Origin of the sequence: Streptomyces sp. C36, assembly GCF_040932295.1 — a bacterium.
GTDB lineage: Bacteria > Actinomycetota > Actinomycetes > Streptomycetales > Streptomycetaceae > Streptomyces > Streptomyces triculaminicus.
Window position 1 is genome coordinate 447,846 of record NZ_JBFQGI010000007.1, and the last position, 25,400, is coordinate 473,245.

The 25,400-nt window shown below is 70.8% G+C and carries 23 protein-coding genes; 8 read left to right on the forward strand and 15 right to left on the reverse strand.

The genetic code is table 11. The features are described from left to right. The first annotated feature begins 4 nt into the window (after positions 1-4). The 3 genes from AB4K12_RS23405 (at position 5) to AB4K12_RS23415 (ending at position 4,453) form a co-directional block, all read left to right on the forward strand. Positions 5-1,432, forward strand: coding sequence for an ATP-binding protein (locus AB4K12_RS23405; RefSeq protein ID WP_368436053.1), 1,428 nt, complete (start codon positions 5-7; stop codon positions 1,430-1,432). 1 nt (position 1,433) lies between these two features. After that, the gene (locus AB4K12_RS23410) at positions 1,434-2,912 is read left to right on the forward strand and encodes a type IV secretory system conjugative DNA transfer family protein (RefSeq protein ID WP_368436054.1); all 1,479 of its coding nucleotides are present in this window, start codon (positions 1,434-1,436) and stop codon (positions 2,910-2,912) included. A 149-nt stretch (positions 2,913-3,061) separates the two neighbouring features. Next, positions 3,062-4,453 carry an amidohydrolase family protein gene (locus AB4K12_RS23415; RefSeq protein WP_368436055.1) on the forward strand — a complete coding sequence of 464 codons (1,392 nt, stop codon included), beginning with the start codon at positions 3,062-3,064 and terminating at the stop codon, positions 4,451-4,453. Here the strand turns inward: AB4K12_RS23415 and AB4K12_RS23420 are convergent. From AB4K12_RS23420 to AB4K12_RS23475, 12 genes are all read right to left on the reverse strand, one after another. Then, complete coding sequence (locus AB4K12_RS23420; RefSeq protein WP_368436056.1) at positions 4,450-5,670, reverse strand: zeta toxin family protein; 1,221 nt, start codon at positions 5,668-5,670, stop codon at positions 4,450-4,452. The two genes, AB4K12_RS23415 and AB4K12_RS23420, sit on opposite strands and share 4 nt — an antisense overlap. Before the next feature lie 24 nt (positions 5,671-5,694). Further along, positions 5,695-6,162 (reverse strand): hypothetical protein, encoded by a 468-nt coding sequence (locus tag AB4K12_RS23425; protein WP_368436057.1) that lies wholly within the window; start codon positions 6,160-6,162, stop codon positions 5,695-5,697. A gap of 32 nt (positions 6,163-6,194) precedes the next feature. Beyond that, positions 6,195-7,376 carry a zeta toxin family protein gene (locus AB4K12_RS23430; RefSeq protein WP_368436058.1) on the reverse strand — a complete coding sequence of 394 codons (1,182 nt, stop codon included), beginning with the start codon at positions 7,374-7,376 and terminating at the stop codon, positions 6,195-6,197. A gap of 21 nt (positions 7,377-7,397) precedes the next feature. Then, positions 7,398-7,880 carry a hypothetical protein gene (locus tag AB4K12_RS23435; RefSeq protein WP_368436059.1) on the reverse strand — a complete coding sequence of 161 codons (483 nt, stop codon included), beginning with the start codon at positions 7,878-7,880 and terminating at the stop codon, positions 7,398-7,400. A gap of 35 nt (positions 7,881-7,915) precedes the next feature. Further along, positions 7,916-8,530 carry a hypothetical protein gene (locus AB4K12_RS23440; RefSeq protein WP_368436060.1) on the reverse strand — a complete coding sequence of 205 codons (615 nt, stop codon included), beginning with the start codon at positions 8,528-8,530 and terminating at the stop codon, positions 7,916-7,918. Then, positions 8,527-10,356 (reverse strand): type IV secretory system conjugative DNA transfer family protein, encoded by a 1,830-nt coding sequence (locus AB4K12_RS23445; RefSeq protein ID WP_368436061.1) that lies wholly within the window; start codon positions 10,354-10,356, stop codon positions 8,527-8,529. Before AB4K12_RS23445 ends, AB4K12_RS23440 begins: the two co-directional genes overlap by 4 nt. Next, positions 10,353-11,942, reverse strand: a complete 1,590-nt coding sequence (locus tag AB4K12_RS23450; RefSeq protein ID WP_368436062.1) for an ATP/GTP-binding protein — start codon at positions 11,940-11,942, stop codon at positions 10,353-10,355. Before AB4K12_RS23450 ends, AB4K12_RS23445 begins: the two co-directional genes overlap by 4 nt. A 91-nt stretch (positions 11,943-12,033) precedes the next feature. Next, positions 12,034-13,572, reverse strand: a complete 1,539-nt coding sequence (locus AB4K12_RS23455) for an SCO6880 family protein (protein ID WP_368436063.1) — start codon at positions 13,570-13,572, stop codon at positions 12,034-12,036. Next, complete coding sequence (locus AB4K12_RS23460; protein ID WP_368436064.1) at positions 13,562-15,010, reverse strand: hypothetical protein; 1,449 nt, start codon at positions 15,008-15,010, stop codon at positions 13,562-13,564. Before AB4K12_RS23460 ends, AB4K12_RS23455 begins: the two co-directional genes overlap by 11 nt. Continuing rightward, positions 15,010-15,783: a hypothetical protein gene (locus tag AB4K12_RS23465; RefSeq protein ID WP_368436065.1), complete on the reverse strand. Its 774-nt coding sequence runs from the start codon at positions 15,781-15,783 to the stop codon at positions 15,010-15,012. Before AB4K12_RS23465 ends, AB4K12_RS23460 begins: the two co-directional genes overlap by 1 nt. 41 nt (positions 15,784-15,824) lie before the next feature. Then, on the reverse strand, positions 15,825-16,082 hold the full coding sequence (locus AB4K12_RS23470) for a hypothetical protein (RefSeq protein ID WP_362262163.1): 258 nt from the start codon (positions 16,080-16,082) through the stop codon (positions 15,825-15,827). Further along, entirely contained in the window at positions 16,079-17,308 is a 1,230-nt protein-coding gene (locus tag AB4K12_RS23475; RefSeq protein WP_368436066.1) for a DUF6668 family protein, read from the reverse strand. Before AB4K12_RS23475 ends, AB4K12_RS23470 begins: the two co-directional genes overlap by 4 nt. Positions 17,309-17,515: 207 nt before the next feature. Between AB4K12_RS23475 and AB4K12_RS23480 the strand changes: the two genes are divergently transcribed. From AB4K12_RS23480 to AB4K12_RS23495, 4 genes are read left to right on the forward strand one after another with little or no spacing between them, the layout of a single operon-like run. Continuing rightward, a complete protein-coding gene (locus AB4K12_RS23480; protein ID WP_368436093.1) occupies positions 17,516-17,722 on the forward strand; it encodes a helix-turn-helix domain-containing protein in 207 nt (68 codons plus the stop codon). 5 nt (positions 17,723-17,727) lie between these two features. Further along, positions 17,728-18,744 (forward strand): NlpC/P60 family protein, encoded by a 1,017-nt coding sequence (locus AB4K12_RS23485; RefSeq protein WP_368436067.1) that lies wholly within the window; start codon positions 17,728-17,730, stop codon positions 18,742-18,744. Then, positions 18,741-19,367 carry a hypothetical protein gene (locus AB4K12_RS23490; protein WP_368436068.1) on the forward strand — a complete coding sequence of 209 codons (627 nt, stop codon included), beginning with the start codon at positions 18,741-18,743 and terminating at the stop codon, positions 19,365-19,367. The genes AB4K12_RS23485 and AB4K12_RS23490 overlap by 4 nt, the downstream gene beginning before the upstream one ends. Next, complete coding sequence (locus AB4K12_RS23495) at positions 19,364-20,974, forward strand: PQQ-binding-like beta-propeller repeat protein (protein WP_368436069.1); 1,611 nt, start codon at positions 19,364-19,366, stop codon at positions 20,972-20,974. The genes AB4K12_RS23490 and AB4K12_RS23495 overlap by 4 nt, the downstream gene beginning before the upstream one ends. 27 nt (positions 20,975-21,001) lie before the next feature. Here the strand turns inward: AB4K12_RS23495 and AB4K12_RS23500 are convergent, their stop codons facing one another. The 3 genes from AB4K12_RS23500 to AB4K12_RS23510 form a co-directional block, all read right to left on the reverse strand. Continuing rightward, complete coding sequence (locus AB4K12_RS23500) at positions 21,002-22,348, reverse strand: serine hydrolase domain-containing protein (RefSeq protein WP_368436070.1); 1,347 nt, start codon at positions 22,346-22,348, stop codon at positions 21,002-21,004. Between the two features lie 176 nt (positions 22,349-22,524). Continuing rightward, positions 22,525-23,178 (reverse strand): response regulator, encoded by a 654-nt coding sequence (locus tag AB4K12_RS23505; protein WP_368436071.1) that lies wholly within the window; start codon positions 23,176-23,178, stop codon positions 22,525-22,527. Beyond that, a complete protein-coding gene (locus AB4K12_RS23510; protein WP_368436072.1) occupies positions 23,175-24,368 on the reverse strand; it encodes a sensor histidine kinase in 1,194 nt (397 codons plus the stop codon). The genes AB4K12_RS23505 and AB4K12_RS23510 overlap by 4 nt, the downstream gene beginning before the upstream one ends. Before the next feature lie 26 nt (positions 24,369-24,394). Between AB4K12_RS23510 and AB4K12_RS23515 the strand changes: the two genes are divergently transcribed. After that, positions 24,395-25,378 carry a hydroxyacid dehydrogenase gene (locus AB4K12_RS23515; protein WP_368436073.1) on the forward strand — a complete coding sequence of 328 codons (984 nt, stop codon included), beginning with the start codon at positions 24,395-24,397 and terminating at the stop codon, positions 25,376-25,378. Positions 25,379-25,400: the final 22 nt, after the last annotated feature.

Here is a 25,400-nt window from a genome sequence, read left to right on the forward strand (position 1 = left end):
TGCCGTGCTCGATCCCCTGGCCACCCTCACCGACGCCTTCACCAGTTTCCTCTTCGGGAAGGTGGAGACGACCCGGCTGCCCGTACGGACCTCCACCGGTCAGGCGCAGGCCGTCTACCTCCCCACCGCGGCCCCCGGCCTCGGTGACTCGGGCGTGGTCATCGGGCGCGAGGTGTACTCCGGCAAGGGCTACATCTACGACCCCTTCCAGCTCTACGGCCAGCAGCTGCCCGCCCCGCACTGGCTCGTCCTCGGCGAGTCCGGCAACGGCAAGTCGGCGCTGGAGAAGACGTACGTCCTGCGCCAGCTGCGCTTCCGCGACCGGCAGGTCGTCGTGCTGGACGCCCAGGGCGAGGACGGCGTCGGCGAGTGGAACCTCATCGCGCAGCAGCTGGGCATAACCCCCATCCGGCTGGACCCGACGGCCGCGCTCAACGGCGGCATCCGGCTCAACCCCCTCGACCCGGCGATCACCACGACCGGCCAGCTCGCCCTCCTCCGTACGATCATCGAGGTCGCGACGGGACGAGGACTGGACGAGCGGGCCGGTTTCGCGCTCAAGGTCGCGCACGCCTACGTGAACGAGACGATCGTGGGCCGTCAGCCGGTGCTGACGGACATCGTCGAGCAGCTGCGGCATCCGGAGGCGGAGTCGGCGGAGTCGATGAACGTCGACATAGACGATGTACGGGCCTGGGGCCTGGACGTCGCGCTGGTGCTGGACCGGCTGGTGGACGGTGACCTGCGGGGCATGTTCGACGGGCCGACGACGGCCGGCATCGACCTCGACGCACCGCTGATCGTCTTCGACCTCTCGCACATCGACCGCAACTCCATCGCCATGCCCATCCTGATGGCGATCGTGGGCGTCTGGCTGGAACACACCTGGATCCGGCCCGACCGGAAGAAGCGCATCTTTCTGGTCGAGGAGGCCTGGCACATCATCAACTCACCGTTCGTCGCGCAGCTCTTCCAGCGGCTGCTGAAGTTCGGCCGGCGGCTGGGCCTGTCGTTCGTGGCGGTGGTCCACCACCTGTCGGACGTGGTCGACGGGGCGGCGGCCAAGGAGGCCGCGGCGATCCTGAAGATGGCCTCGACGCGGACCATCTACGCCCAGAAGGCCGACGAGGCGCGGGCCACGGGCCAGGTGCTGGGGCTGCCGCGCTGGGCGGTGGAGATCATTCCGACGCTCACCCCCGGCATCGCGGTCTGGGACGTCAACGGCAACGTCCAGGTCGTCAAACACCTGATCACCGACGCCGAACGGCCGCTGGTCTACACCGACCGGGCCATGACCGAGGACGGCGACGACCTGGCCCGCGAGCTCGCGGCGGAGGCGGCGGCCGCCGAACGGGCAGCGGCGGCGATGGAGGTGTACGGGCCGGGCGATCCGGCGGGCGCGGCCGAGCCCTCCGAGTCGACGGTGGCGTGACATGACGCCCGTACGGGACCGGGACGACCGGAACCGCGGCTCGGAGCGCGGCATTCCGGACGGCCTGCTGGTCAGCGTCATCGCCTTCCTGCTGGGCATGACGCTGCTGGTCTGGACGGCCACCGGCATCGCCGCCTTCTTCGCCAACGGCGCGTGGCCGAAGGGCGTGACCTTCGTCGGTACCGCGCAGGCGCTGCGGCATCTCATGACCCAGCCGCGCGACCTGCCGGCCGCGTGGCCCGAGGCGGCCCCGGAGGCACTGTCGGGGTACGGGCTGTTCTGGGGCGTCCTCATCAGCGAGGTGCTGGTGGCCGTGGTGCTGATGACGTTCGCGATCGGGACGGTGGCCCGGTGGCGGGCGGTGCGGGCACGGAAGGGGGAGGGGGCGGTGGTTGCCGCGTCCGTGGCGACGGTGGCTTCGGTGCCGGCGCAGGCGGCGCCGGTCGAGGCCCCTGTGACGGAGCAGGGGGCTCCGGTGTCCGTCCCCGAGCCACGTACGCCCACAGCCGCCACCGCCACCGCCACCCCTGCCACCGACGTCCCTTCCACCCCTCGGCGCCTCGTCTACGCCACGGACCGGGCCGTTCTGAGCGCTCTCGCCACCCAGGCCGTCCTCGAGGCCGCCGGGCCCGTGCTCGTCGTCACCAGCGACCCCGCGCTGTGGGCCGGCACCAAGGCCGCCCGCGCCAAGCTCGGGCCTGTGCACGTGTTCGACCCGACCCATCTCCTCGACACCCCCGACCGTCTCCGCTGGAACCCGGCCGCCGGCTGCGAGGCCCGCGACACGGCCGCCGCCCGCGCGACCGCGCTGCTCGCGCCCGTACGCCCCCTCAGCACCCTCGACTCGGCCACCGCCGACACGGCCGAGACCCTGCTGCGCTGCTGGCTGCACGCGGTGGCCGTCGACGGCCGCCCCTTCCGTCAGGTCCACCGCTGGGCGCAGGGGACGTCGGCCCATGAGCCCGTACGGATCCTCCGTACGAACCCCAAGGCGGTCGGCGGCACGGCGGGCGAGCTGGAGTCGGCGCTCACGGGACACCCCGAACGGCGTGACATGGCCTTGCAATTGGCCGCGAGCGCGCTCACCGCCCTCACCTCCGTTCACATCCGCGACGCCTGTAACCCGAATCGAGCCAATTCGTCGGCACTGGAATCATTCGTCCCCGAAGGGGGAACCCTGTACGTGGTGGGTGAGGCGATTGAGGATCCCCGCACCCGCCCGGGTGCGATGCCGCTGCTCACCGCACTCGCCTCAAGCGTGGTCGAGCACGGCCGCCGCATGGCCGCACGGTCATCCTCCGGCCGGCTCGACCCACCACTGACCCTCGTCCTCGACGACGTGGCCGCCGTGGCCCCGCTCCCGGCCCTGCCCGACCTCCTGACGGCCGGTGAGGCACAGGGCCTGCCCACGGTCGCGCTGATGCGATCCGAGGAGCAGGCACGGGCGCGCTGGCCCCGGCACACGTTGTCAACTGGGTAGAGCTGCCTACAGCCCCCGCGCCCTCCGCTCCGCCACAGTGGGAAGCGAGGACGTCACAGCGAACGGGGGCACGTCGGATGTGCGGACAACACCCAGGGCCGGACGCAACACCTGTGCCGACGGGGGCGGCAACCCCGGCGGCGGACCGGATGCTCGCTCTCACCCACGCCACACTGATCGCGGCACCCGGTTCCCGGCCGGCCGAGCCCGACCGGACCGTGCTCATCCGCGACGGCCGCGTCCTGGCCGTGGGCCGGACCGCCGACACGGCGGTGCCGGAGGGGGCCCGGACGGTGGACCTCACGGGCAAGTACGTCATTCCGGGCCTGATCGACGCGCATACCCACAGCAGCGGCCTGACGGCGTTCGCCTCGCCGCTCTACCCCCTGGCGGGGGTGACGACGGTCCGTGAGATGTGGGGCACGCCCGAGATCCGCGCCTGGCGCGACAGGGCCGAGCGGGGCGACGTGCTCGGCCCGCGCTGGGTCGTCGCCAGCACCTTCGTCGACGGCACGCCCAGCCTGTGGGCGGGTGACCTGGCCCCGGCGCCGGTCCTCGAGGTGGACACGGAGGCGGAGGCCCGCGAGGCGGTGCGCCGGATCGCGGCGGACGGTTCGGCGGACTTCATCAAGGTCTACTCCCGCCTCACGCGCCGGACCTACCTCGCCCTCGCGGCCGAGGCCCGCCGCCAGGGCATCCCGTACGCCGGCCACTGCCCCGACGACGTCCCGGTCACCGAAGCCTCCAACGCGGGCCAGCACACCGTCGAGCACCTGAACCCGCTGCTGCTGTCCACGTCCGGCCGCGAGGAGGAGATCCGGCGCGCCCTCGCCGCCGTCCGCGTCGACCCCGCCGACCCGAGCTCGGCGAGCCGCTTCCGGGACTACTTCCGCCGGCTCCTCCCCGTGGAGTCGGCGGCCGCACGCTCCTACGACCCCGCCCGCACCCGGCGCGTCTTCGACCACCTCGCGCACAACGGCACCTACGTCACCCCCACCCTCGGGATGCACCACACCTTCGAACGCCAGGACGCGCTGCCGGACCGGAAGGAGGAATGGAAGTACCTCCCGGCCTGGTACACCAGCGCCTGGCGGCAGCAGCTCACGGAACTGACCGGCAGCCGGACCCCGGAGGAGACCGCCCGCGTCCGCGAACTCGACGACCACCGGCAACGCCTGGTCGACGCCCTGCGCGCCCAGGGCGTCCCCCTGCTCGCCGGCACCGACTCCGGCACGCCGTACATGGTGCCGGGCTTCTCCCTGCACGACGAGCTCCGCCACCTGGTCGCCGCCGGCCTCAGCCCCGCCCACGCCCTGCGGGCCGCGACGGTGGAGGCGGCGGCCGCCCTCGGCCAGGGATCGGTCCTGGGCGCCATCGCCCCCGGCCGCGCCGCCGACCTGGTGGTCCTGGGCGCGGACCCCCTGGCCGACATCGCCAACACGCGCCGCGTGGAGGCCGTGGTCACCCGCGGTCGGCTGATCGACAGGGACGAGCGGGAACGGCTGCTCGAGGCCGTGGCGAGGGCGGCGGCCGCCGCCTAACGCTCCTGGCCGCGCGTACGGTCCTCGCGGCGCTTGTCATCGCGCTGCGGGGACACCTTGCCCTGCGCCTTCGCCTGCTGCGGGACGGAGTTCGCCTTCGTCCCGGCGGCGCCGGCCGTCGGCCCGGCAGCCTCCCGGCCCCCGACCTTGCCGCGCAGCGCCTCGATCTTGCTCTGGCCGGCCGTGCTGCGGACGTCCGCCGTCCGCTCCTGCGGGGCCTGCTCCTTCGCCTGCTGCTGAGCCCGCTGCTGGGACTGCTGCTGGGACTGCTGCTCGCGCGTCTGCCAGCCCTCGTGGGTCCGGTGCGTGACCTTGCCGTCGTCACCGCGCTGCCAGCTCTCCAGCCGCTCCGCCCCGCCCTTGGCGTGCGGGGTGTAGTAGCGGTCGACTTCCTGGACGGCCGGATGCTTGTCGATCAGCGCCTTGGCGTTGTCGGCGCAGATGCTCAGATCGTTGTCCTCGCGGCCGCGGTACATGAAGTCGACGACTTCACCGTTCACCCAGCGGCCGCCGAGCTCCTTCGAGACGTCCTGGCCCTGAGCGGCCTTGTCCTGGACCTCCTCGTACGGCCCCTGCCAGCGGCCCATGACCCGCTCGCGGGAGACGTCGGCGGTGGTCTCGACATCGACGACGTGGATGGTGTAGCCGGCCGCGGTCAGCCTTTCGGCGAGTGCGTCGGGCTTGGCCCGACCGGCGAGCGTGCCGTCGATGACGACGTTCTCACCGGCCGCTATCGCCCGTTCCCGCGCCTTGTCGGCGAGCATGGTGGACTCTTCGTGCACCAAGGGGGCCAGCTCGCGCGGGTAGAACCGCTCGTCGGGCTGCTCCATGCTCGCGGCCATCCGCTGGAAGCTGCCGTCTTCCAGCGCCTCCTTGAGCAGCTCGTCCTTGAAATCGTCCGGGTCGATGACGTGCCAGCCATCAGGGCTCAAGCGCTGCTGCACCGCTGTCCGCGCCGACGTCTTGCCCGCACCCGGCGGGCCGGCGGTCATGATCGCGATCTTGTCCCGGCCCGGATTGGTGGTGGCGTTCTGCCAGTCGTCAAGGATGCGATCGTGCAGCGCACTCCGCTCCGGGGTGGGGATGGCGTCGTTTCCCAGCCTGATGAACCAGTCCGGGTTGTTGGTTGTGGCGCTCGCCGCCTTGGCGCTCAGCAGCCCGTCGCGTTCGGCCTGCTTCAGCGCCTCGCGATGAGCGGCGACCTTCTCGGAATCCACGGTGTGTCTCTCCCCCCGCCCTCGTTACCGCTGTGCCGCGAGGTGACGCACGATCGTGTAGAACGCCTCGTCGTCGATGTACCGCTGATCCCGCGCGATCTGCACCTCGTCGAAGGTTCCCTCCTCGACCACCGCCAGGTCGTCGTGCATTCCCTCGACGATCGGGCCCCGCTCACGGTAGGGCCACGTGGACAGCGCCTGGACCATCTCGTCACGGCTGATCTCGCCTGCCGCGTAACGGTCGATGACGTGCCGGGGGCTGCGGCCGAGCCGGCCGGGAGGTACGGGCGCCAGCCGACGCGCCTCCTCCACGAGCTCGTCGACCGCCTGCGGGTTGAGACCGAGAGCGGTGCGCTCCTCGCCGGCCTCCACCGCGGCGAGAACCGCGAGTGCCTTCCGCTCGTGGGCGAGAGCGGCGCGCGCGTTGTTGGCCGCGAGCACTCGTCGCTCGGCCTCGCGGGCCTCCTGAATCCGCTCACGATGAGTGGACATGTTTCCTCCGGTGATGCCTGTGGTCATGGGCCTCAGCGCGCCTGACCGCGGTCGCGATCCTGTCGGCGCTTGTCGTCGCGCTGCTGCGCGCCGCGCTGCGCCTGGGGCAGATTCTTGCTCTGCGCCTGCGTCTGCGTCTGCTGGGTGGAAGCCTTGCCGCCGACGACCGCCTTGGACTCCGTCTCCCGGCCGCCGACCTTGTCGCGCAGCTGCTCGATCTTCGACTGCCCGGCGACGCTCCGCGCTTCCTTCGACTTCTCGGTCGACTGTTCCCTGGTCTGCGAGTTGTCGTAGGTCCTGTGGTTGACCTTGCCGCCCGCGTCGCGCTGCCAGCTCTCCATGCGCTCGGGGGCGGCCTTGGAGTGCGGCGTGTAGTAGCGGTCCACTTCCTTGACCGCGTCGTGGTTCTGGATCAGCTTCTCGGCGTTGTCGGCGGATACCGCCCGGCCGCCGTTGCCGTCCGGGTACATGTACCCGACGACCTCGTTCGGCACCCAGCGGCCGCCGAGCTCCTTCGAGACGTCCTGGCCCTGTGCGGCCTTCTCCTGGACCTCTTCGTACGGGCCCTGCCAACGACCGTTGACGCGCTCCTGGGCGACGTCCTGGGACGTCTCGACGTCCACGACGTGAACCGAGTAACCGTTCTTGTCGAGCATGTCGACGAGCTGGTTGGACCACTGCTCGTTGGCCAGGGTGCCGTCGATGACGACGTTCTCGCCGGACTGGAGCGCCATCTCCATGGCCTTGTCCGAGATCATGCCGGACTCGTGGTGGACCAGCGCGGCCATCTCGCGCGGGAAGAACTGCTCGCCCGGCTGCCCCATGCCCTCCGGGACCATCCGGCTGAAGCTGCCGTCTTCCAGCGCCTGTTCGAGCAGCTTGTCCTTGAACGCGTCGGGGTCGACCTGTCGCCAGCCTTCGGAGCTCAGGCGCTCCTGTACGCCCGGCAGGACCGACGACTTGCCCGCCCCGGGCGGACCCGCCGTGACGATGGCGATCCTGTCCTTGCCGGGGTCGGGTACCTGGTTCTTCCAGTCGTTCAGGATCTTGTCGTGCACGGCCTGACGGCCGGCGGTGATGCGCGCCTCGCCGCCGACGCGGACGAACCACTCCGGATTGTTGGTGGTGGCCGTCGGCGCGTTGAGGCCGATCCGCCCGTCGCGTGCGGCCTGCTCCAGGGCTTGGCGATGCGCGGCTGTCTTCTCGGGATCCACGATTTCCTGCCTGCCTCTGCCTTACTGGTTCCGCTGCGCGTAGCGCCGCAGGATCGTGTCGTACGCGTCGCCGTCGATGTACTTCTGGTAGAGCGCCGACTCCACCTCGTCGAAACTCCCCGACACCCGCGGCCGGAAGTCGTTCAGCAGGTTCTCGGCGATCGGCCCGGCCGGTGCGTAGGGCCAGGTCGACAGGGTTTCGATCATCTCGTCGCGGCTGATCTCGCCCGCCGCGTAGCGCATGACGACGTGCTGGGGGCTGCGGCCGGGGCGGCCGGGCAGGGCCGGCGCCAGTCGGCGGGCCTCCTCGACCAGCTCGGCGACGTTCGTGGCGTGCAGCCCGATGGCGCCGCCGATCGCGTCCAGGGTCTCGCCGGCGTCGGCGGCGGCCAGGGCCGCGAGGGCCTTCCGCTCGTGGGCGAGGGTCTCCCGGGCCTTGTTGGCCGCGTGGACGCGCCGCTCGGCCTCGTAGGCCTCGCGGGCCTGGTCAAGGTACGCAGACATGGTTCCTCCAATGTGGTGCTGTACGAGTGGTCACGTCACCGCGGTCGCGGTACCGGCTGCGGCAGCATGCCGCGGTCCGTGACCGGCAGCGGGCGCGCCGCCGTGTGGCCGGTGTTGCGGCAGGCGTTGGGGACCGCTTGGCTGACGCGGCCCAGCGTGTCCCACAGGCTGCGGTCGTGCCAGTAACCGGACTGGTCGCCCGTGCCCTCGGCCCGCTCGTCGGCGAGCATCGCGGCCTTCCAGGACGAGTGGAGCCCGGCCAGCTCCTCGATCGCCCCGCCGTGCTGCGGCCAGCAGACGGCTATCTGGTTCTCGCCCTTGAGCTGGTAGTAGTTCTGCAGCCAGTCGACCCAGTCGGCGAGTTCCGTCCACTCGGCCGCCGTGGCGCGGACGGCCCAGGGGCGCGGCTGCGGGGAGTCCTCGGCGCCGTCCCCGGTGCCTGCTCCGGCGCCGCCGCCGGCTTGCGGGGAGAGCGCGGCCGCCCCGCCTCCGCCCCCGCTCCTCAGCTCGTCGAACTGCTCCTGCAGCCCGTTGATCATTTCTTCGAGCCGCTGGGCGCGGTCGTAGTCCTGGTCGGCGATCTGGCTGACGAGGTCGACCACCTCGATCAGCTGGGCCTCGAGGCCGCCGATCGTCACTTCCTCGCTCACAGCTGCTTCTCCATGGGGAAGGGCGGTACGGGGGGTCCGGGCGGTACGGGAGGTGCCGCGGCCGGCGTCTGCGGGATCACCGGCGCGGCCTGGGCCCCGTACAGCCGCTTCGACTCGTCGACGATGGCGCCCTGGTCGGTCTCCCAGTACGGCTCGGCCTCGATGATCATCGGGCGGATGCCGTGCATCATGACGACCATCCGGCGCTCGGGCAGGGCCGCCAGGTCGGCGACGGACAGGATGTCCTCGAGGCGGGTGGTCTCGGAGGTCGACTGGCTGCCGATGAACGAGCGGCTGTCCCTGTTGCGGGTGGTCTGCGGGGCCTCCCACTGGCCGACGAGTTCGGAGACCTTCTTCAGCAGGCCGTCGGTGTCGGACGAGCCGCCGCCGTACGTCTTGCACGCGGCCGCGTCCCACAGCGTCTTCATGCCGAACTCGCCGAAGGTGTCGACGCCCTGGGCCCAGGACTGCAGCCAGGCCATGACGATGATGCCCTTGGAGCGGTAGTGGGTGTAGAGGTCGGGCAGCTGGCTCCAGCGGCAGGTGTTGGCGACCTCGTCCAGGGCGGCCAGCAGCGGCGGGTTGAGCCGCCCGCCCGGGATCTTCTCGGACGTGCGGTCGGCGGTGGTGAGGATCGCGGCGGACAGCGCGGTGGTCAGCGGGGCCGCCGAGCCGACGCCCTTGCGGGAGAGGAGGTAGATGGTGTCGGTGGACAGCACGAACTCGTCCGGGCGGAACTCGCGGCGCGTGGCGAGCTCCTCCGGCCGGCAGGTCACCCATCGGGTGATCTGGTCGTTCGTCAGCCAGCGGACGAAGATCTCGGCGGTCGCGAAGATGGACTCGCGGGTCTTGTCCGGCAGGCGCCGCATCGTCTCCAGGCCGGTCGCGGCGACCGTGGCGCCGTGGGCGCGCAGGATCTCGTCGGGCTCGGAGTTCTGCGAGTCGGCGAGCCAGAGGTAGACGTTGGTCATCTGCTGCCCGTCGAGGGCCGCGGCCAGCAGGCACCAGCTCAGCAGTTGCTGGCCCTTGGGGTCGAAGAAGCCGTCGGAGCGGGCCTTGGCCTCGGCGTCCTTGCCCGCGTCGACCAGGGTGCTCATCAGCTCTTCGGCGTCCGAGAGGGTGCGGATCTGGCGCAGCGGGTTCCACCACCAGGTCGCCGGTTCCTCGGCGATCTGCTGCGGGTCGAAGACCCAGGTGTTGCCCTTGTAGGAACGGGCGAGGCGGGTGAGGGTGACGATGTCGTTCTTGTTGGAGGAGGCCACGCAGGCGCCGGGGGCGCTGAGGATCGCGGGGATCACCTGCGCCACGGACTTGTGGCGGCCGGGACCGGCGATCGTCAGGTGCAGGTACTCCCACGGCGCGTAGACGCGCTGCCCGGTCGTCACGGAGCGGCCCATGCGGATGCCGGGCTCGGCGGTGTCGATCGACAGGCGCTGGGCCGTGCGCTCGGCGGCCGCCTGGAGGGCGACCTGGTCACGGCGGGTGGTCATGCGGCGGGCGGCGTCGTCGCTGGACTTCTTCGAGACGCCGCCGCGCCAGCTCTGCCGTACGCCCCGTACGACCACCAGGGCGATGCCGGCCACCACGGCCAGCTCGAGGAGGACGATCACGGTGGCGGCGGTCGTCCAGTGCCAGTCGCCGGTGGCCAGGCCGAACAGCGGCGCGAAGGGGCCCACGGCCTCCCAGGTGCCGGTGGCCCACCACTGGGCGCCGACCAGGGCGAGGTAGCTGCCGCCGACGAGCAGCAGGAGGGCTCCGACGCCGGCGAGAGCGAGGGCCGGGCCGGAGCCGTTCTGGCCAAGGCCGCGCGCCTTCAGCGGGCTCATCGCTTCGCTCCCGCCGCGGGCATGCCCCGGAGGCCGGCGGCCGGCTCGTCGTCGTCGGCGATGCGGTTGGCCCAGCGCTCGTTGGTGTCGTTGAGCTTGATCTCGGCCTGGGTGAGCGCGGTCTGGATCGGGATGCCGGCGTTGGCACCGGCCTTGACCAGGAACTTTCCTCGGCCGGGCGGCGGCATCTCCTTACCGGTCTTGTTGTCGATGCCCGGCGGGATGGACCATTCCACGATGAGCTCGCGCTCGCGGCTGGAGAGCGGGACGATCGCGTTCAGCGAGTCCATCTCCGCGCGCGGCAGGCCGCCCAGGAAGACCATGCCGCTTCGCTCGACGAAGCCCTTGGCCTTCTCGCGGTCCTCCGGGTTGGGGAGGGAGAGCAGGTCGGCGGTGGAGTGGGTGGTCATCGACTGGCCGATGCCGATCTGGCGGTTGAGTCGGGTGAGCTCGTCGACGCGGTCGACGAGGCCGACGCCGGCGCGCAGGATGCGCCAGAGCTCGTCCAGGACGAGGAAGAAGTTCCGGCGGGGCTCGAGCCCCGCGGCGGTGAGCCGGTCGTGGGCCTCGATGGAGGCGAACGCCTCGGCCCAGCAGGTCAGCAGGACGGCGCCCTCGAGCGTCTTCTCGCTGGCCGGGATGGAGGACAGGTCGATGGAGACCGGCCGGTCCAGCGAGAGGCGCTCGCTGGTCTGGCGGTTGAAGGTGTTGGCGAGCGGGCCCTCGACCAGCGACATCAGCGACTTGAGCAGCGGCTCGATGGCGAGCCGGTACTTGTCGTCGTTGCCGTCGGCCAGCACCATGCGGCGCAGCGCCTCGGGGCCGTCCTTGAGCAGCTGCGCGAGGTCGCCGAGGATCGGCGGGCGGCCGAGGTCGGTGTCGTCGAGCAGCTCGATGGCGCGGCCGAGGAGGGCCTCCTCGTCACCGGTGATCAGCGACTTGCGGACGATCGCGATGAGCGCGGCGACCATGGTGGAACGGCGGCCGGTGGCCTCTTGCAGGAGGCTGTACCGGGCGCTGCCGACGAGCCGGGAGGCGGCCGAGCCCATCTCGCCCAGGTCCAGCGGGTTGAGCGCGCCCATGCCGCGGCCGAGCTGGATGACCTGGCCGCCCAGGGCGCGCATCAGGGCGGTGTACTCGCCCTTGGTGTCGCCGGGCACGAGCGAGACGGTGCCCCGGAAGTCCAGTCCGACGATCATGCGCCGGTTGATCGTGGACTTGCCCAGACCCGGCTTGGCCAGGGTGAACATCGACGGGTTGGAGATCAGGTTGGCCCGCTCGAACCACGCGATGGGGTCGCAGCACAGGGTCGCCCCGGTGATGATGTTGCGGCCCAGGGGCACCCCCACCATGGGGGTGCCCGCGCCGACGACGTACGGCCACAGGCCGCACACCTGGCGGCTGGTGCCGCGGTATTCGGTGGGGATGTCCAGATAGGAGACACGCCCACCGCCCTCCCCGTGCATGCCACGGCTGCCGATGCGGGGCACCTGGCCCCAGTTGCGGCCGCTCAGCACCGGGCCGCCGGCCATTGCGCCGGAGCCGGTTCCGGCCACCTCGTCGGACTTCTTCGAGCGCCGGAACATCAGCGCACTCCCCCTTTGCGTACCTGCACGTCGTTCCCGTACTTCGCGACTTCGTACTTCGTGCTCTGCTACTTCGACTGCCTCTTCGACGTCACTTGAGCGTCTTGGGCAGCTTCATCGTCATGTGCTCCGGAAGAATCACGCCGATCGGCAGGGCGGCGAGGAATCCGGCGTCCTGGCTGCCCCAGGCGTAGCGCAGGGCGATGCGGGCGGGTGCCGAGAGGTTCTCGACGGCCACCTCGGCGGCCTGCATCCGGCTCTTGCCGCCGCCCTCGCCGTTCCGCTCGTCCGCGTCGTCGTCGTTGTCGAGCACGGTGGCCGTGACGACCATGCCGAAGAGGGTCAGGCCCGCGCCGCGGGCCTCCTCCTGGCGGGTCTGGGCGGCGGCGATGTACTCGGCCTCGGCGTGGGCCTGGCCGTTGCGGGTGGTCTCCGTACGGCTGCGGGCCGCGCGGAAGTCCCGGTCGGCGATGGTGGCGGCCTCGGCCGGCGAGTGCGGGCGGTAGATGAGGCTGACCCGCTTGCGGTCGATGTCGCCGTGGGCGGAGAGCAGGTTGCGCAGCACGTCGGAGAAGACCTCGCCGCGCGGGGCCTCGCCCATCATCCAGGTGACGCTGGTGGCGCCGTCGTGCCAGTACGACTTGGACTTGGCGACGTGCGTCGTCGGACCGGCCTGCGACCAGGTCAGCCCCGAGTCCCGGCCGGCGGCACGCGCCTGGTCGATGAGCTGGGAGACCCCCGGCTCATAGGCCGTGCGCACGACCTCGGCGATCTCCGTCGCCGACAGCGGCGCGCACGCCCCGGCGCCCGTGGTGGCCAGGCGCGCGGTCAGCGACGGCAGACGGCGGCCGATCTCGACGGCCATGTCGCTGGCGGCCCGCTTGCTGCGGCCGATCGCCGAGGAGGCGTCGTACACCAGCGAGAGGTAGGTGTTGATGGTCGGCGAGCCGGACGGGTAGTCGCGGTCGATGTCGGCCATCACCTGGCGGGCGAGCCGCGAGGCGGTGTCCGCGGCCTGGTGGGTGATCTCGTTGTGCAGCTTCTCGCCGCTGTCCGGGGCCACCTCGACGACGACCTGGAAGCCGACGAGGCTGGGCTCGCCGCTCATGGTGCGCATGAACTGGCCCCAGTTGGCGACCCAGGAGTCGATGTCGCCCTGGTCGACGAGGCTGCCGCCCTGGGAGCTGCAGGCGATGGTGACCGCGTAGTGCTCCACCTCGTGGTAGTGGATCATCCCGAAGGGACGGCCGAGGCCGTCCGTGGCCTCGTACATGTCACTGGCCATCGCCAGGCCCGGCAGCAGCGACTTGCCGCCGGGGACCTTGGAGAGCACTCCGGAGCGGTACACGTTCTGACCTTTCATCACTCCCACGCCCCACGCGAGGCGCGAATACATCAGCGTGCCCAGGTGCCGCCCGTACCGGTCGCGCACGGCGAGCGGTACGAGCACGACGGCACCGATGAGGGCGACGACCGCGGCCATCAGCATGTCGAGCGGGGCGAGGGTGCCCGCGATCGCCATGAACACGAACAGCACCGCGGTGGGGACGAGCCCCAGCCCGCCGAGGCCGGCCGAACGGGGCCGCCGGAAGTTGCCGTAAGTGCGAAGTTGCTGCACTTCAGGAGCCACTGGGGCCTCCGTCCAGTTCCTGATGCAGGCCTGCCGCTGAATCGTTCAGGCCGTTGATCATCTGTGCCTTGGCAGTGTCGACCGCCTTCTTGGCGACCACGGCCGCCGCACCGACGGGACCACCCGCGGCACCCGCACCGGCACCGGCCGCGGCACCCGCGCCCGCGCCCGCACCGGCACCCGCACCGGCTCCGGCGGCCGCGCCGCCACCACCAGCGGCAGCGCCCGCGCCTCCTGCGCCGGCACCGGCACCCGCGCCTCCGCCCATGCCACCGGCGGATCCGCCCGCGGCACCGGAGGCGCCGCCACCGAGGCCACCGCCACCCGAGATGCCGGACGATCCTCCGGACAGACCGGCCTGTCCGGCACCGCTCGGCGAACCTCCGCCGGACGACGCCTGGCCGCCGGAGGGGGACGACGAGGAGCCCGAGGGGCCCTTGCCGGAGGAGCTCGAGGAGCTGCTGTCGCCGCCCCCGCCACCGCCGCCGAAGCCGCCGCCACCGGCCATGGCGACACCGGCCGGCTGGAAGAGCTTGAGCAGCGCGGGCAGCACGGCCACGGCACCGGCCAGCAGGACGAAGCCCGTGATGCCGGACCCGAGGTCCTTGTCGACGCCCGAGCCCAGGAGCCGGTAAGCAGCCGCGTAGATGGTCGCGGCGGCGGGCTTGAGGCACAGGAACGCCAGCACCCAGGTCAGCCAGCGGCTGAGCCAGCGCGAGCCCATGCTGGTGAACGCGGTCGCGGCCGGGATCGCGATGGTCCCGGCGAGCAGCACCAGGATGGCGGCGCGGAAGTACATGAGGATGAGCTGCAGAAGGGAAGCGCAGACGCAGACGATCACCAGCAGCAGCGGCACGACCGGCCCGCCGAGAGCACCCGACAGTCCGCCGATCGCCGCGACAGCGGCACCCAGTTTCGCGTCGGCATCCCCGCCGAGCGACTCCTTGATGATCCACTTGCTGTAGGCGTCACCCGCCTCGATGGCGAGCTGCACACCCAGGGTGAAGGTGCCGTTGAGCAGCACCAGCTTGACCATTCCCTGCGCGATGTTGCGCAGTTGGTCCCCGGACCCCTTCAGCTCGATCGCCATCCTGACTCCGGCGAACGTCAGGGACATGATGGTAAGGATGAGGGTGAGCCACAGGGTGTGATCAGCCAGCCACTTGGCCACATCGGCGGCCCCGGTCGGATTGATCGGCTTACCCTCGCCGTCCGTCGAGGCCACACCGGGAGTCGGGGCGTAGACCCAGAACGAGGTCATGGCGGCGACGATCTTGCCGAGGCCCGCGGCGAACATCTTCAGCAGGTCCTCGACGAAGCCGCCGACCACGCCGCCGACGGCGTCGGTGACCGTGTCGACCGCACCGCCGACGACTTCCTTGACCTTCTTGCAGCCGGACTCGACGTACTTCCAGTCGCAGGGATTCAAACTCGGCATCACAGCCCCCTGAACTGGGTGTAGCCGGTCATGTCACTGATGGCGTTGCTCGACGACGTCAGATGGCCGTCGTCGGCGGGAACCACCTTCCAGTCCCCGTCCGCCCAGCGCACCGTCACCTGGAAGACCTTCAGCGTGCGGCCTGCCGCCTCCCCGTTGACCAGGGACACGACCGCGGTCTCCGCGGTGTACGTCACCATCTGAAAACCGGCGAGCTGCGCCAGGTCGCCGGTGGGAACAGGCTGCGTGATCTGCTTCGCGCCTTCCAGCAGCTTGTCGCGGCCGGGACCGGGGAGCAGCATCTCCTTCATCGGCTTGCTGTCCGGCAGCGCGACGATGCTGCGGTAGTGACCGTTGATGGACGCCATCAGGGCACCCCGCGGGGTATGCGCGTAACAGCTGGCTGTCAGGCCGTCGAACTTCATCGGCCCCGCACTCTTCGAGCGCGGCAGCACCGCAGAGTTGACGATCTCCCAGGTGACGTCCTTGGGAGCCACCGTGGGCACCTTGGTGTCGGTGTCGGTGGGCGTGCAGCTGCCGTCCGCGGGCTTCTGCGGCGCGGATGACGAAACGCTGCCGCCCCCGGTAGCGGGCGCCGCCGGCGTGGCGGGCGTCTTCGAAGCGGCGCTGTCGGCTCCCTTGGTGTCTTCGTCGCCACCGGTGACCGCCACGAACACACCCATGACTACCACCAAAAGGATGAACACGGCGCTTGTGATGAACAGGGTGCCGCCGAGCTTGCCCTTGTCCTGTCCGTCGTTCCTGTCAGCCATCTGAACTCAGAACTCCCCCTGAGGAAAACGCTTGGTGCCGCCTAGGCCAGCAGGGCGTTGGCCAGGGCGGACGCGGCCGAGATGACGATGCTGCCGCCGCAGGCACCGCCCAGCGCCTTCATCGCGCGGGACGAGCCGTGGCCCGAGAAGTAGGCCCAGCAGAGGATCGCGCCGGAGATCACGAACGCGACACCGGCGGCCCAGGCCGCGAGGTAGGTGATCCAGGAACCGATGGTGGTGATCTTGTTGCAGGCGCCGGGCGGGCAGGAGCCGAGGGCCAGGGCGATCTTGTCGTTCAACGCTTTCCTTCCGAGGTCGGGTTGTTGGCGGGCCAGGCGCCCAGACGGGTCGCCGGGTCCGGTGGAGGCAGCACGGCCTCGTCGGCCGCGGGCGGCGCGGTACGCGCCGGGGGCACCGAGGCCAGTGGATGCTGGGGCTGTTGGGGGTGCGCCTGCTGTGCGGGCTGCACCGGCGGCATCGGCTGCGGCACGTACACGGCCGGCGCGGGCTGCGCCGGAGGCGCGGCCGGGCCGGGCTGTACGGACTGAGCCTGGTGCACCTGCTGCTGCACCGGCGGGCTCTGGTAGGCCGGTTGGTGCTGAGGCATGGGCTGCGGCTGATACACCGGGCGCGTCTGCTGAGCCGGGTGCGACGCAGGTTGCTGCGTTCCCGGCTGCGGCAGGTAGTAGTCACCAGGGTTGGCGTGGGGTACGACCGGCTGCGCGGGCGCGGGTGTCGGCGCCGGGCCCGGCATCGGGCTCGGCATCGGGCCGGGCACGTGTCCGGCCGACGGGCCGGCGGTGCGCTCGGTCACGGACGGGCCGGCGGCGTGTTCGGCCACGGACGGGCCGGGGGTGCGTTCGGTGGCCGACGGGCCGGGTGGCAGGGCCAGGGTGATGTGCGGCGGCGGCAGTTGCAGCAACGTTTGTTCAAGGACTTCGAGCTCCTTGACGCGCTTGCGCGCCTTACCGCCCTCGCGCCACTCCTCGATCCACGGCACCTGCCAGCTCTGCGGGACGGCGCCGGTCAGCACCCGTATCCGGTCGCGGACCGAACGCGGAAGCTTGGTCGGCGCATCGGCCATGAGCACCAGGCCCACGACGTTCGTGCTCGCCGGGGCCTGCCCCGAGTGCCATTCCTGCAACGCGGCCTGAGCGGCCGCCAGTCCGTGCGCGTCCGCCCGCGCCACCAGCACGACATGGACGCCCGAAACGGCGCCGTGGATGTCCGGCCAGCGCCTCTGGGCGTCGCCGCCACCACCGACGGTGCGCAGCAGCGTCGAGACACCGGCACCCCCGTGCACGCCGAGCGCCCACCAGAGCACGCCCTGGGCGGGCCGCATCGGCAGTGTGCCGAGCTGCGTCTGCGGGGCCTGGACCGAACCGAGCTGACGTCGGCTCGGAACCGGCGGCGGCACCGTCGGACCGGCCGCCTGGTGCGCGGCGAACTGCTGGTGCTGCGCCACGGACTCGGGCTCGGCGGTCGCCTGTGGTGTGACCCAAAGGTTCGGTATCTCGTCCGCCATCCCCGTTTTCCCCCTCTCCGCGGTCACCAGGCTGGATCGCGGAGGTTTACAGTACCTGAGCAGTCGTCAATGTGTGCCATAAATTCGAACAGCTGCGAACAGTAGTTGATAGCGTGCGATCTTCCTCGACCAGAGGATCGCCCGGGGGGAGGTTGGGTGGAGCGGCCGAGCGCCTACGGAGATCCGCTGGCAAAGTATCCGGACGTCATGAAGCCCCGAGAGGTTGCAGATGTCCTGCGAGTCGAGGCTTCGACCCTGGTCAGGTGGTTAGGGGACAACCACATCCCAGGGTTCCAAATCGGACCAAAGCAGGAATGGCGGATCTGGCGGGAAGAGTTGCGCGAATACCTGCATTCGCAGCGGAACATCCCGACCTATTCGAACGATTCAAGCAAGTCGACTAAATACACCTAGATCACATGGCATTCGAACGGGGGGTCGTGAGGATGCGTCTGCGCCGTAAGGCTCGGGCGGGCTGGGCGATAGCGCTGAGCCTGGTTCTGGCCGGCTGTGGAGTAGGCGGCGGTGGCGGCTTCGGGAGCGTCGGCGGCGGCCTGAAGGACGGTTCCGTACCGTCCCAGTACGTCTCATGGATATTGAAGGCCGGGGCCATCTGTCCGCAGATACCCCCGGCCATCATCGCCGCCCAGATCGAGGCCGAGAGCTCCTGGAACCCCAAGGCCGTCTCACCGGCCAACGCGAAGGGCCTGAGCCAGTTCATCCCGGACACATGGCGCGCCTACGGCGTGGACGGTGACCACGATGGCGTCGCCGACCCGTTCAACCCGTTCGACGCGATCATGTCGCAGGGCACCTACGACTGCGCGATCGCCAAGGACCTGGCGCCCGAGATAGCAAGCGGGAACGTCAAGGGCGACATCGTCGCGATGACACTCGCCGGCTACAACGCCGGTCCGTTCCGCGTCACCCAGTTCCACGGCATGCCGCCGTACCACGAGACCCAGAGCTACGTGGCCTCCATCCTCCAGAGCGCCTCGAAATACCAGGGATCCCTGAGCGGCGGCGGAAACGTTCCTTCGAGTGGCGTCGGAGGCAGCATCGTCGCTGCCGCGCGCCGGGCCCTCGGTCTCCCCTACATCTGGGGCGGCGGAGGAAGCAACGGCCCCACCGGCGGCGGTTTCGACTGCTCCGGACTCACCCAGTACGCCGTCTTCGCCGGCACCGGCGGACGCGTCGAAATTCCGCGCACCTCGCAGACCCAGCGCGGCGCCGGACATTCCATACCCTCCACCCCTGAGGCGATGCAGCCGGGCGACGTCATCGTCATCAACAACGACGGCAACTGGGGCCATGTCGGCCTCTACATCGGCCGCGGGCAGATGATGCATGCCCCCAGGCCGGGCAAGACGGTCGAGATCGTCGACCTGGACCCGTACTGGACACAGTTCCCGTGGGATGTCAGGAGAATGGCATGAGTAAACGATCCCGTTGGGCCGTGGTCGTGACGAGCACCACCATGGCTGTCGCATTGACCGCCTGCGGAAGCGACAACACCCCCAAGGACTCCGGCGCCACCGCCAAACCCTCCACTCCCCCGCCCACCGCGCGCCCCAACGCCACCTACTCTCCACCCAAGCCCCTCCCCAAGGGCAAGGAGGGCACCCCCAAGGCGGGCCTGCCCCAGGGCGTCGACGAGAAGGACGCCACCGCCGTCGCCGAGGCGATCGCGGTGACCGACTGGACCTTCGACACCGACCTCGACTCCAGCCCCTCCGACGCCCAGCGCCGCACCACGCAATGGCTGGCCGACTCCCTCGCCAAGGACGTTGCGAACGCACAGCCGCTGGCTCAGCCAGACGCCGCCTGGCGGACCATGGCCGAGCATCACGGCTACACCACCGCTACTGCCAAACGCGCCTACGACGACCAGCAGATGGACCTCGACACCGAGGCCTTCCGCCAGTTCGAAGTCACGGTGAAGACACTCGGCCGGGACGACTGGAAGGGCCCGACCGACACCTGGGTGACGTGGATCCATCTGACCCGCACCGACAAAGACCAACCGTGGAAAGCCGACACGATGCGAGTGGCCAAGTGACGACCGGCACCGATCCCAGCACCGTCCCCGACTGGCCCGCCCCTGTCGTACGCCTCACCGGCCAGGGCACCGTCGAGGTCGACGGGGCCGTGCTGCCCCTGCCTCCGGGCCTCGACGGCGCCGACGCCCGCCAGTGGGCGGTCAAGAACGTCGCCGAGCGCTACGCCCGCCTCGGCCGCGCCATCCGGGTGACGGCCGTGGAGGCCGACGGCACCAGCTTCCCCCTGATCGTGCACCCCGACGGAACCGTCGAGGCGCTGGCCGTCGAGGCCGCGGGCGGCCGGCGTGGCAAGCGCCGTCCCCGCCCAGCGTCGGCCACGGCCAAGAGCGACACCCCCCGGGGCGGGAAGAGCGCACCGGGCGCGAAGGGTGCGAACGACCGAAGCCAGGAGGGGAAGTCGCAGGCCAAGGGTCTGATCGCGATGGGCGTCTTCCTGGGCGTCATCGTGCTCGGCGGCGTCGTCGTCTTCTCGGGCGGCGGCGGTGATCCCGACACGGCCCCGCACTCCGTCGCCACCACCCCGTCCGCCAAGCCGACGCCTCCCCCGCCGGCCAACCTCCCGCGCCCGGCCCCCGACGGCTGGACGACGCGGGCCGCCTGGGCCCTGAAGATCAGCGGGCAGATCGGCCCGGCGGTCGACGAGGACGGCACGATCGCCGCGGTCACCGACAAGGGCCAGCTCGTCGTCCTCGACGGGGCCTCCGGCGTGACCAAGTGGTCCGCGGGCGTCCCCAACGACGCCTCCGGCAGCCTGGTCTTCACCCGGATCGACGGCCAGCGCGTCGTCGCCGTCTCGACCGGTCAGGCCCTGCACTACTGGGGTATCGACGGCGACGAGCACCCCCACCACAGCGTCAACATCCCCAACTCCGGCACCGTGACGTTCCTGGGCCCCTCCCCCCTGATCTCGCTCCGCGACGCCACGGCCGCCGTCATCGCCGACGGCAAGGTCCAGAACGTCGACCTGCCCGTACGCACCACCGCCCTGGCCGCCGACCAGCAGACGGTCCTGGCCGCCGACCCGTCCGGCCACTGGTGGCGCCTGGCCCCCGGCAAGCAGCCGGACAAGGGCCTGGAGATGAAGTCCCCCGCCGACAAGGCCCAGCTCAACACCGTGCTCGGCGTGGACGGCGGACGGCTGGTCGGTGTCTGGAAGAAGGACGACACCACCTGGGCCACCGCCTACGACGCCGCCACGGGCAAGCCCCTGGCGACCGGCAAGGCCGCGAAGGACCCCGGCACCCTGACCGTGCGCGCCGCTGGCCCGCTCGTCGCCGTCGGCCCGCTCCTGCTGGACACCCAGCGTGGCAGCAGCCGTGAGGTCACGGGTGCGACCCCCAGGAGCGCCGCTGCCGGGCGCATCTACGCCGTCGACCCGCAGCAGCGCTGGCACACCCTGACCACGGGCGCCGACGTCGTGATGAACAGCAAGGACGTGGCGATCCCGCTCGGCGTCTCCGCCAAGCGCGCCCTCGTCGTCGCCGACAAGCTCGGCGAGAAGCTGCTGTACGCGCTCTCTCCCAGCACCAACGGGGAGCAGCAGCCAGCCCCGGACGGCTCGGGACAGGTCGCGGCACCGGAGCCGCCCGGCCAGGGCACGTCCTGACCCTGCGGCGGAGGGAGCCCCCTCGGGTTACTTCCGCCGCTCTGCGACCTCAGCCCTGTCGTCCGCCTTGGTGTCCGCCTTGTCGTCCGCCTTCGCCGCGAAGGCGGTGATTATCTTGACGACGGTCGGGTCCATCTTCTTCTCCGGGCCCTTCGCGTGCGTGGAGGCGACCGAGTAGACGATGGTGCGGGAGAGATTCCGGGTGGCGGCGAAGCCGCTCAGGTAGCCGAAGCGGCCACCCGTCTTCCCCCAGACGACCGTGCCGTCCGGGAGCCTGTCGGTGCTCAGGCCGCTGGAGTACTTCGCCTCCGCCGTGTCATCGCCGTACACGGGCACCTTGGGCACCGTGAACATCAGCTCCAGCTCGGGTCGCGGGACGATGCGCCCGTTGAAGAGGGCGGTGGTGAAGCGCTCCAGGTCCGGGGCGGTGGTGACGAGGTCGCCGGAGGCCCAGGTCACCGACTGGTTCCAGTCGGTGACGTCGACCAGCGTTCCCTTGTCCTGCTGATAGCCGCGCAGGTGGCGGCCGTGGATGCGGGGGTCGTTGCCGGGGCTGTAGGTGTCCTTGAGCCCGGCGCGGTTGATAACCCGGACCCGTACCTCCTTCTCGTACGAGTGGCCGGTCACCTTCTCTATCAGCAGGCCGAGCACGTTGTAGCCGATGTTGGAGTAGTGCTGGCAGGTGCCCGGCGTGAACTCCATGGGCTTGTGGAAGCCGCTCTGCACCATCGTGCGGTGGTCCCACGTCGTGTACCGGCCCTTGAGCTGCTCCGGGAAGTCGCTCTGGTCGTCGTCGGAGCTCGGCAGTCCGCTGGTGTAGTTCAGCAGGTGCCTGACCTTCACGTCCGGGTACGCGGCGGGCAGCAGACCCGGCAGGTAGTGCTGCACCGTCCCGTCCAGGTCGATCTTCCGCTCGTGGACCAGCTGCAGCACGGCCGCCGCCGTGAACGCCTTGGTGACGCTGCCCGCGCGGAACCGCTCATCCCCCGTCGGCGCGCGCCGCGTACGGATGTCGGTCACGCCCGAGGTGGTCTGCCATCTGCCGTCCTCCCCGCCGAGCCGGACATGAGCGGCGGTGGCGGTGTCCGCGTCCGGCAGCCCCGCTATGGCCTCGCGCATGGCCTTCCGCACGGCCTCGGTATCGGCGGACACGGCACCGGTCGGCACGGCACCGGCCGACGCGGTCGAGAACGACGCCTGCCCGGCGCTCTTCCAGGTGCACTGCGAGGCGTTCTGCGCAGTGCCGGACGGAACGGCGGCGACTGCCGGGGCGACCGCCCCGATGCACAGGGCGGCGACGGCGGTCGCGATCACGGCGATCGCGGGACGACGACGGAGGCGGCGGTGGATATGGAGGTGGTGATGCTGAGGCATGGCGGCTTCCCCCGGAACTCGAGCGGATCACTGCTGACGTGTTCCATCCTGGATTCCGGCGCGCTCCGGCGAATCGCCGACGCGAGTGGTCTTGTCAACCGCCGTACTCCCCCGCACGAGTGAGTCCGACGAGGCTCCGCTCATCAGGCCGCTCGTCGCACCTCTCATCGGGCCGCTCAGCGCACACCCGGCGCGATCAGCCCACTTTCGTACGCGCAGATGACCGCCTGGATACGGTCCCGCAGGCCCAGCTTCGACAGCACATTGCTCACATGCGTCTTCACCGTGTGCTCGCTGACCACCATCTCGGCGGCGATCTCCGCGTTCGACAGCCCCCGCCCGAGCAGGACGAGCGTCTCGCGCTCGCGCGCGGTGAGCGTCGCGAGCTCCGGACCCGCGCCCACCTGCCCACGACTGGTGAAGTCCGCGACCAACCGCCGCGCGACCGGCGGCGCCAGCAGCGAGTCGCCGGCGACCACCACCCGTACCGCGTGCACCAGATCGTCCCGGCGCACGTCCTTGAGCAGGAAGCCGCTCGCCCCGGCGTGCAGCGCCTCGTAGACGTAGTCGTCCTGGTCGAAGGTGGTCAGCATGACGACCTTCGTGTCCGTCTCCGCGCACACCACACGCGCCGCCTCGATGCCGTCCATGCGGGGCATCCGGATGTCGAGCAGGACCACGTCGGGCGCGTACCGCCGCACGGCCTCCACGGCCTCGATGCCGTCACCGGCCTCGGCCACCACCTCGATGTCGGGCTGCGCCCCCAGGATCATCGCGAAGCCGCCGCGCACCAGCTCCTGGTCGTCCGCCACCACCACACGGATCGTCAACTCCCCACCTCCGCCGGTGAGGAGATCACGACGGGCAGCTCGACCGCAACGCGGTACCCGCGCCCCTCCGGGCCCGGACCGGCCGTCGCCGTCCCGCCGTGAGCCGCGGCTCGCTCCCGGATACCGATCAGTCCTCGTCCGCTTCCGGTTCCGGCGACGGCCCACGGAAGTGCCACACCCTCCCCGTCGTTCTCCACGTCGACGGTCAGACGCCCGGGCGCCCAGGCAAGACGCACGGACACCAAGGTGGCGTCGGCATGCTTGAGCACGTTCGTCAGCGCCTCCTGGACCACCCGATAGACCGTCACCTGAACATCGGCCACGAGGGGCTGGGGCACGCCCTTGGTGGTGAGGGTGACGGCCAGGCCGGTGCGCCGCACGTCGGCGACCAGGTCCTCGAGGCCGGCGAGAGTCGGCTGGGGGGTACGGGCAGCCGGGCCCGGCTCCTCCTTGAGCACCCCGAGCATCCGCCGCAGCTGCACCATCGCGTCACGGCCGGCGCCCGCTATGGCGTCGAAGGCCGCCTCCGCACGGTCGGGGTCCGACCGTACGACGAGAGGCCCGGCCTCCGCCTGGACGATCATCAGGCTGACGGCATGGGAGAGAACGTCGTGCATCTCGCGCGCGATCCGCGCCCGCTCCCGCTCGGCCGCCCGTTCCACCTCCGCCTGCCGCGCCTTCTCCAGCTCGGCCGCGCGCAGTTCCACCGCCTCGGTGTACGCCTGGCGGGTACGGGCGAGCACGCCGAGGACGTAGACCATGCCGAAAAGGAAGAAGGCGAAGAGGTACTCGCGCGCGGTGTTCGTACGAAAGGCCACGGCCAGGGCTACGAGCGGCAGACCGATCACCACCGTGACCCGCCGCTGCCGCAGCCCCGCCTGGGCGGCGACGGTGAAGAGCGCGACGAGCGGACTGTAGGGCATCGGCTGCCCGGGCCCGTCCAAGGGGAGATACGCGATCCCCGCCGCGGTGATCAACAGCAGAACGGTCAGCGGCATGCGGCTCCGCCACAGCAGAGGCAGAACGGACAGGGACGTCATCGCGTACGACGACCAGGTGGCGGGCGGTACGTCCGCCGCGCGCGGCACGACGAACGGGATCGTCACCGCCGCCTGGACGACGCCGGTGATGATCGCGTCGACGGTCCGGGGGCCGACTGCCCGGAGTCTGTGTATGAGGGACGCGGGCACGGTGTTTTCTCTCTCCAGGGACGGGCATGTGGGTGCGCGTGAGCGATGGCGGACCGGTGGTGGTGACGGCGCTGGATCCGGGGACGGCGGCAGCCGTTCTCCCGCGGGATCTGCGCAAGCGGCTCGGGGAATTCACCGAGCCGGGTGGTTCCGTGGCACGGGAAGGGCCGGCGGGACTGGCCCGAGCCGACCTTCTCATCACCGGGTGGGGAAGTCCGGTCCTGACCGAGGAATTCCTCGCGGCAGCACCTCGGCTGCGTGCGGTCTTCCATGCCGCGGGGTCCGTCAAGGGGCTGGTCACACCGGCGGTGTGGGAACGGGGCATCGTCGTCTCGTCGGCCGCCGAGGCCAATGCGGGGCCGGTGGGCGATTACGCCTTCGCCTTGATCACTCTCGCGGCGAAAAGGGCCCTCGCCACAGGCGCCGTCTATAAGGCACACGGCCGCCACGGCTGGCCCGGCTTCCAAGAGCGTCGCGGTGGCGACGGTCTGACGGTCGGCGTCATCGGAGCCTCGCGCATCGGCCGGAAAGTACTGGACCGGCTGCGCGCATCGGATGCCGGGTACCGGATTCTGCTGTACGACCCCTACGCGGCGGGCTCAGTGGACCTCGAGACGCTGTGCGGAAAGAGCGCGATCATTACGCTCCACGCTCCCGAACTCCCCGAAACGCGGCACCTGCTGAACGCCGAACGCCTCGCCCTGATCCCGGACGGCGGCACGGTCGTCAATACGGCGCGGGGCTCTCTCATCGATACGGACGCTCTGACGCGGGAATGCGCTTCCGGCCGGCTCGACGCCTTCCTGGACGTCACCGAACCCGAGCCGCTGGAACAGGGCCATCCGCTGCTGGCACTGCCCAACGTGATGGTTACACCGCATATCGCGGGCGCACAGGGAAGCGAGGTGCGGCGGCTTGGAGCATGGGTGGTGGAGGAAATCGAACGCTGGGTACGGGGATTGCCGCTGTCGGGACAAGTGGAAGGCAGTGAGCTTCACCGGCTCGCCTGAGACCTCGCACATGAATAAAGAC

Bases quoted from the DNA above. Each gene is read 5' to 3' on its own strand.
- AB4K12_RS23500 (WP_368436070.1), bottom strand. From the start codon at position 22,348: ATGCCTCAGCATCACCACCTCCATATCCACCGCCGCCTCCGTCGTCGT.
- AB4K12_RS23410 (WP_368436054.1), top strand. From the start codon at position 1,434: ATGACGCCCGTACGGGACCGGGACGACCGGAACCGCGGCTCGGAGCGC.
- AB4K12_RS23490 (WP_368436068.1), top strand. From the start codon at position 18,741: ATGAGTAAACGATCCCGTTGGGCCGTGGTCGTGACGAGCACCACCATG.
- AB4K12_RS23480 (WP_368436093.1), top strand. From the start codon at position 17,516: ATGAAGCCCCGAGAGGTTGCAGATGTCCTGCGAGTCGAGGCTTCGACC.
- AB4K12_RS23485 (WP_368436067.1), top strand. From the start codon at position 17,728: ATGGCATTCGAACGGGGGGTCGTGAGGATGCGTCTGCGCCGTAAGGCT.
- AB4K12_RS23445 (WP_368436061.1), bottom strand. From the start codon at position 10,356: ATGAGCCCGCTGAAGGCGCGCGGCCTTGGCCAGAACGGCTCCGGCCCG.
- AB4K12_RS23465 (WP_368436065.1), bottom strand. From the start codon at position 15,783: ATGGCTGACAGGAACGACGGACAGGACAAGGGCAAGCTCGGCGGCACC.
- AB4K12_RS23460 (WP_368436064.1), bottom strand. From the start codon at position 15,010: ATGCCGAGTTTGAATCCCTGCGACTGGAAGTACGTCGAGTCCGGCTGC.
- AB4K12_RS23425 (WP_368436057.1), bottom strand. From the start codon at position 6,162: ATGTCCACTCATCGTGAGCGGATTCAGGAGGCCCGCGAGGCCGAGCGA.
- AB4K12_RS23450 (WP_368436062.1), bottom strand. From the start codon at position 11,942: ATGTTCCGGCGCTCGAAGAAGTCCGACGAGGTGGCCGGAACCGGCTCC.
- AB4K12_RS23515 (WP_368436073.1), top strand. From the start codon at position 24,395: ATGTGGGTGCGCGTGAGCGATGGCGGACCGGTGGTGGTGACGGCGCTG.
- AB4K12_RS23415 (WP_368436055.1), top strand. From the start codon at position 3,062: ATGCTCGCTCTCACCCACGCCACACTGATCGCGGCACCCGGTTCCCGG.
- AB4K12_RS23435 (WP_368436059.1), bottom strand. From the start codon at position 7,880: ATGTCTGCGTACCTTGACCAGGCCCGCGAGGCCTACGAGGCCGAGCGG.
- AB4K12_RS23475 (WP_368436066.1), bottom strand. From the start codon at position 17,308: ATGGCGGACGAGATACCGAACCTTTGGGTCACACCACAGGCGACCGCC.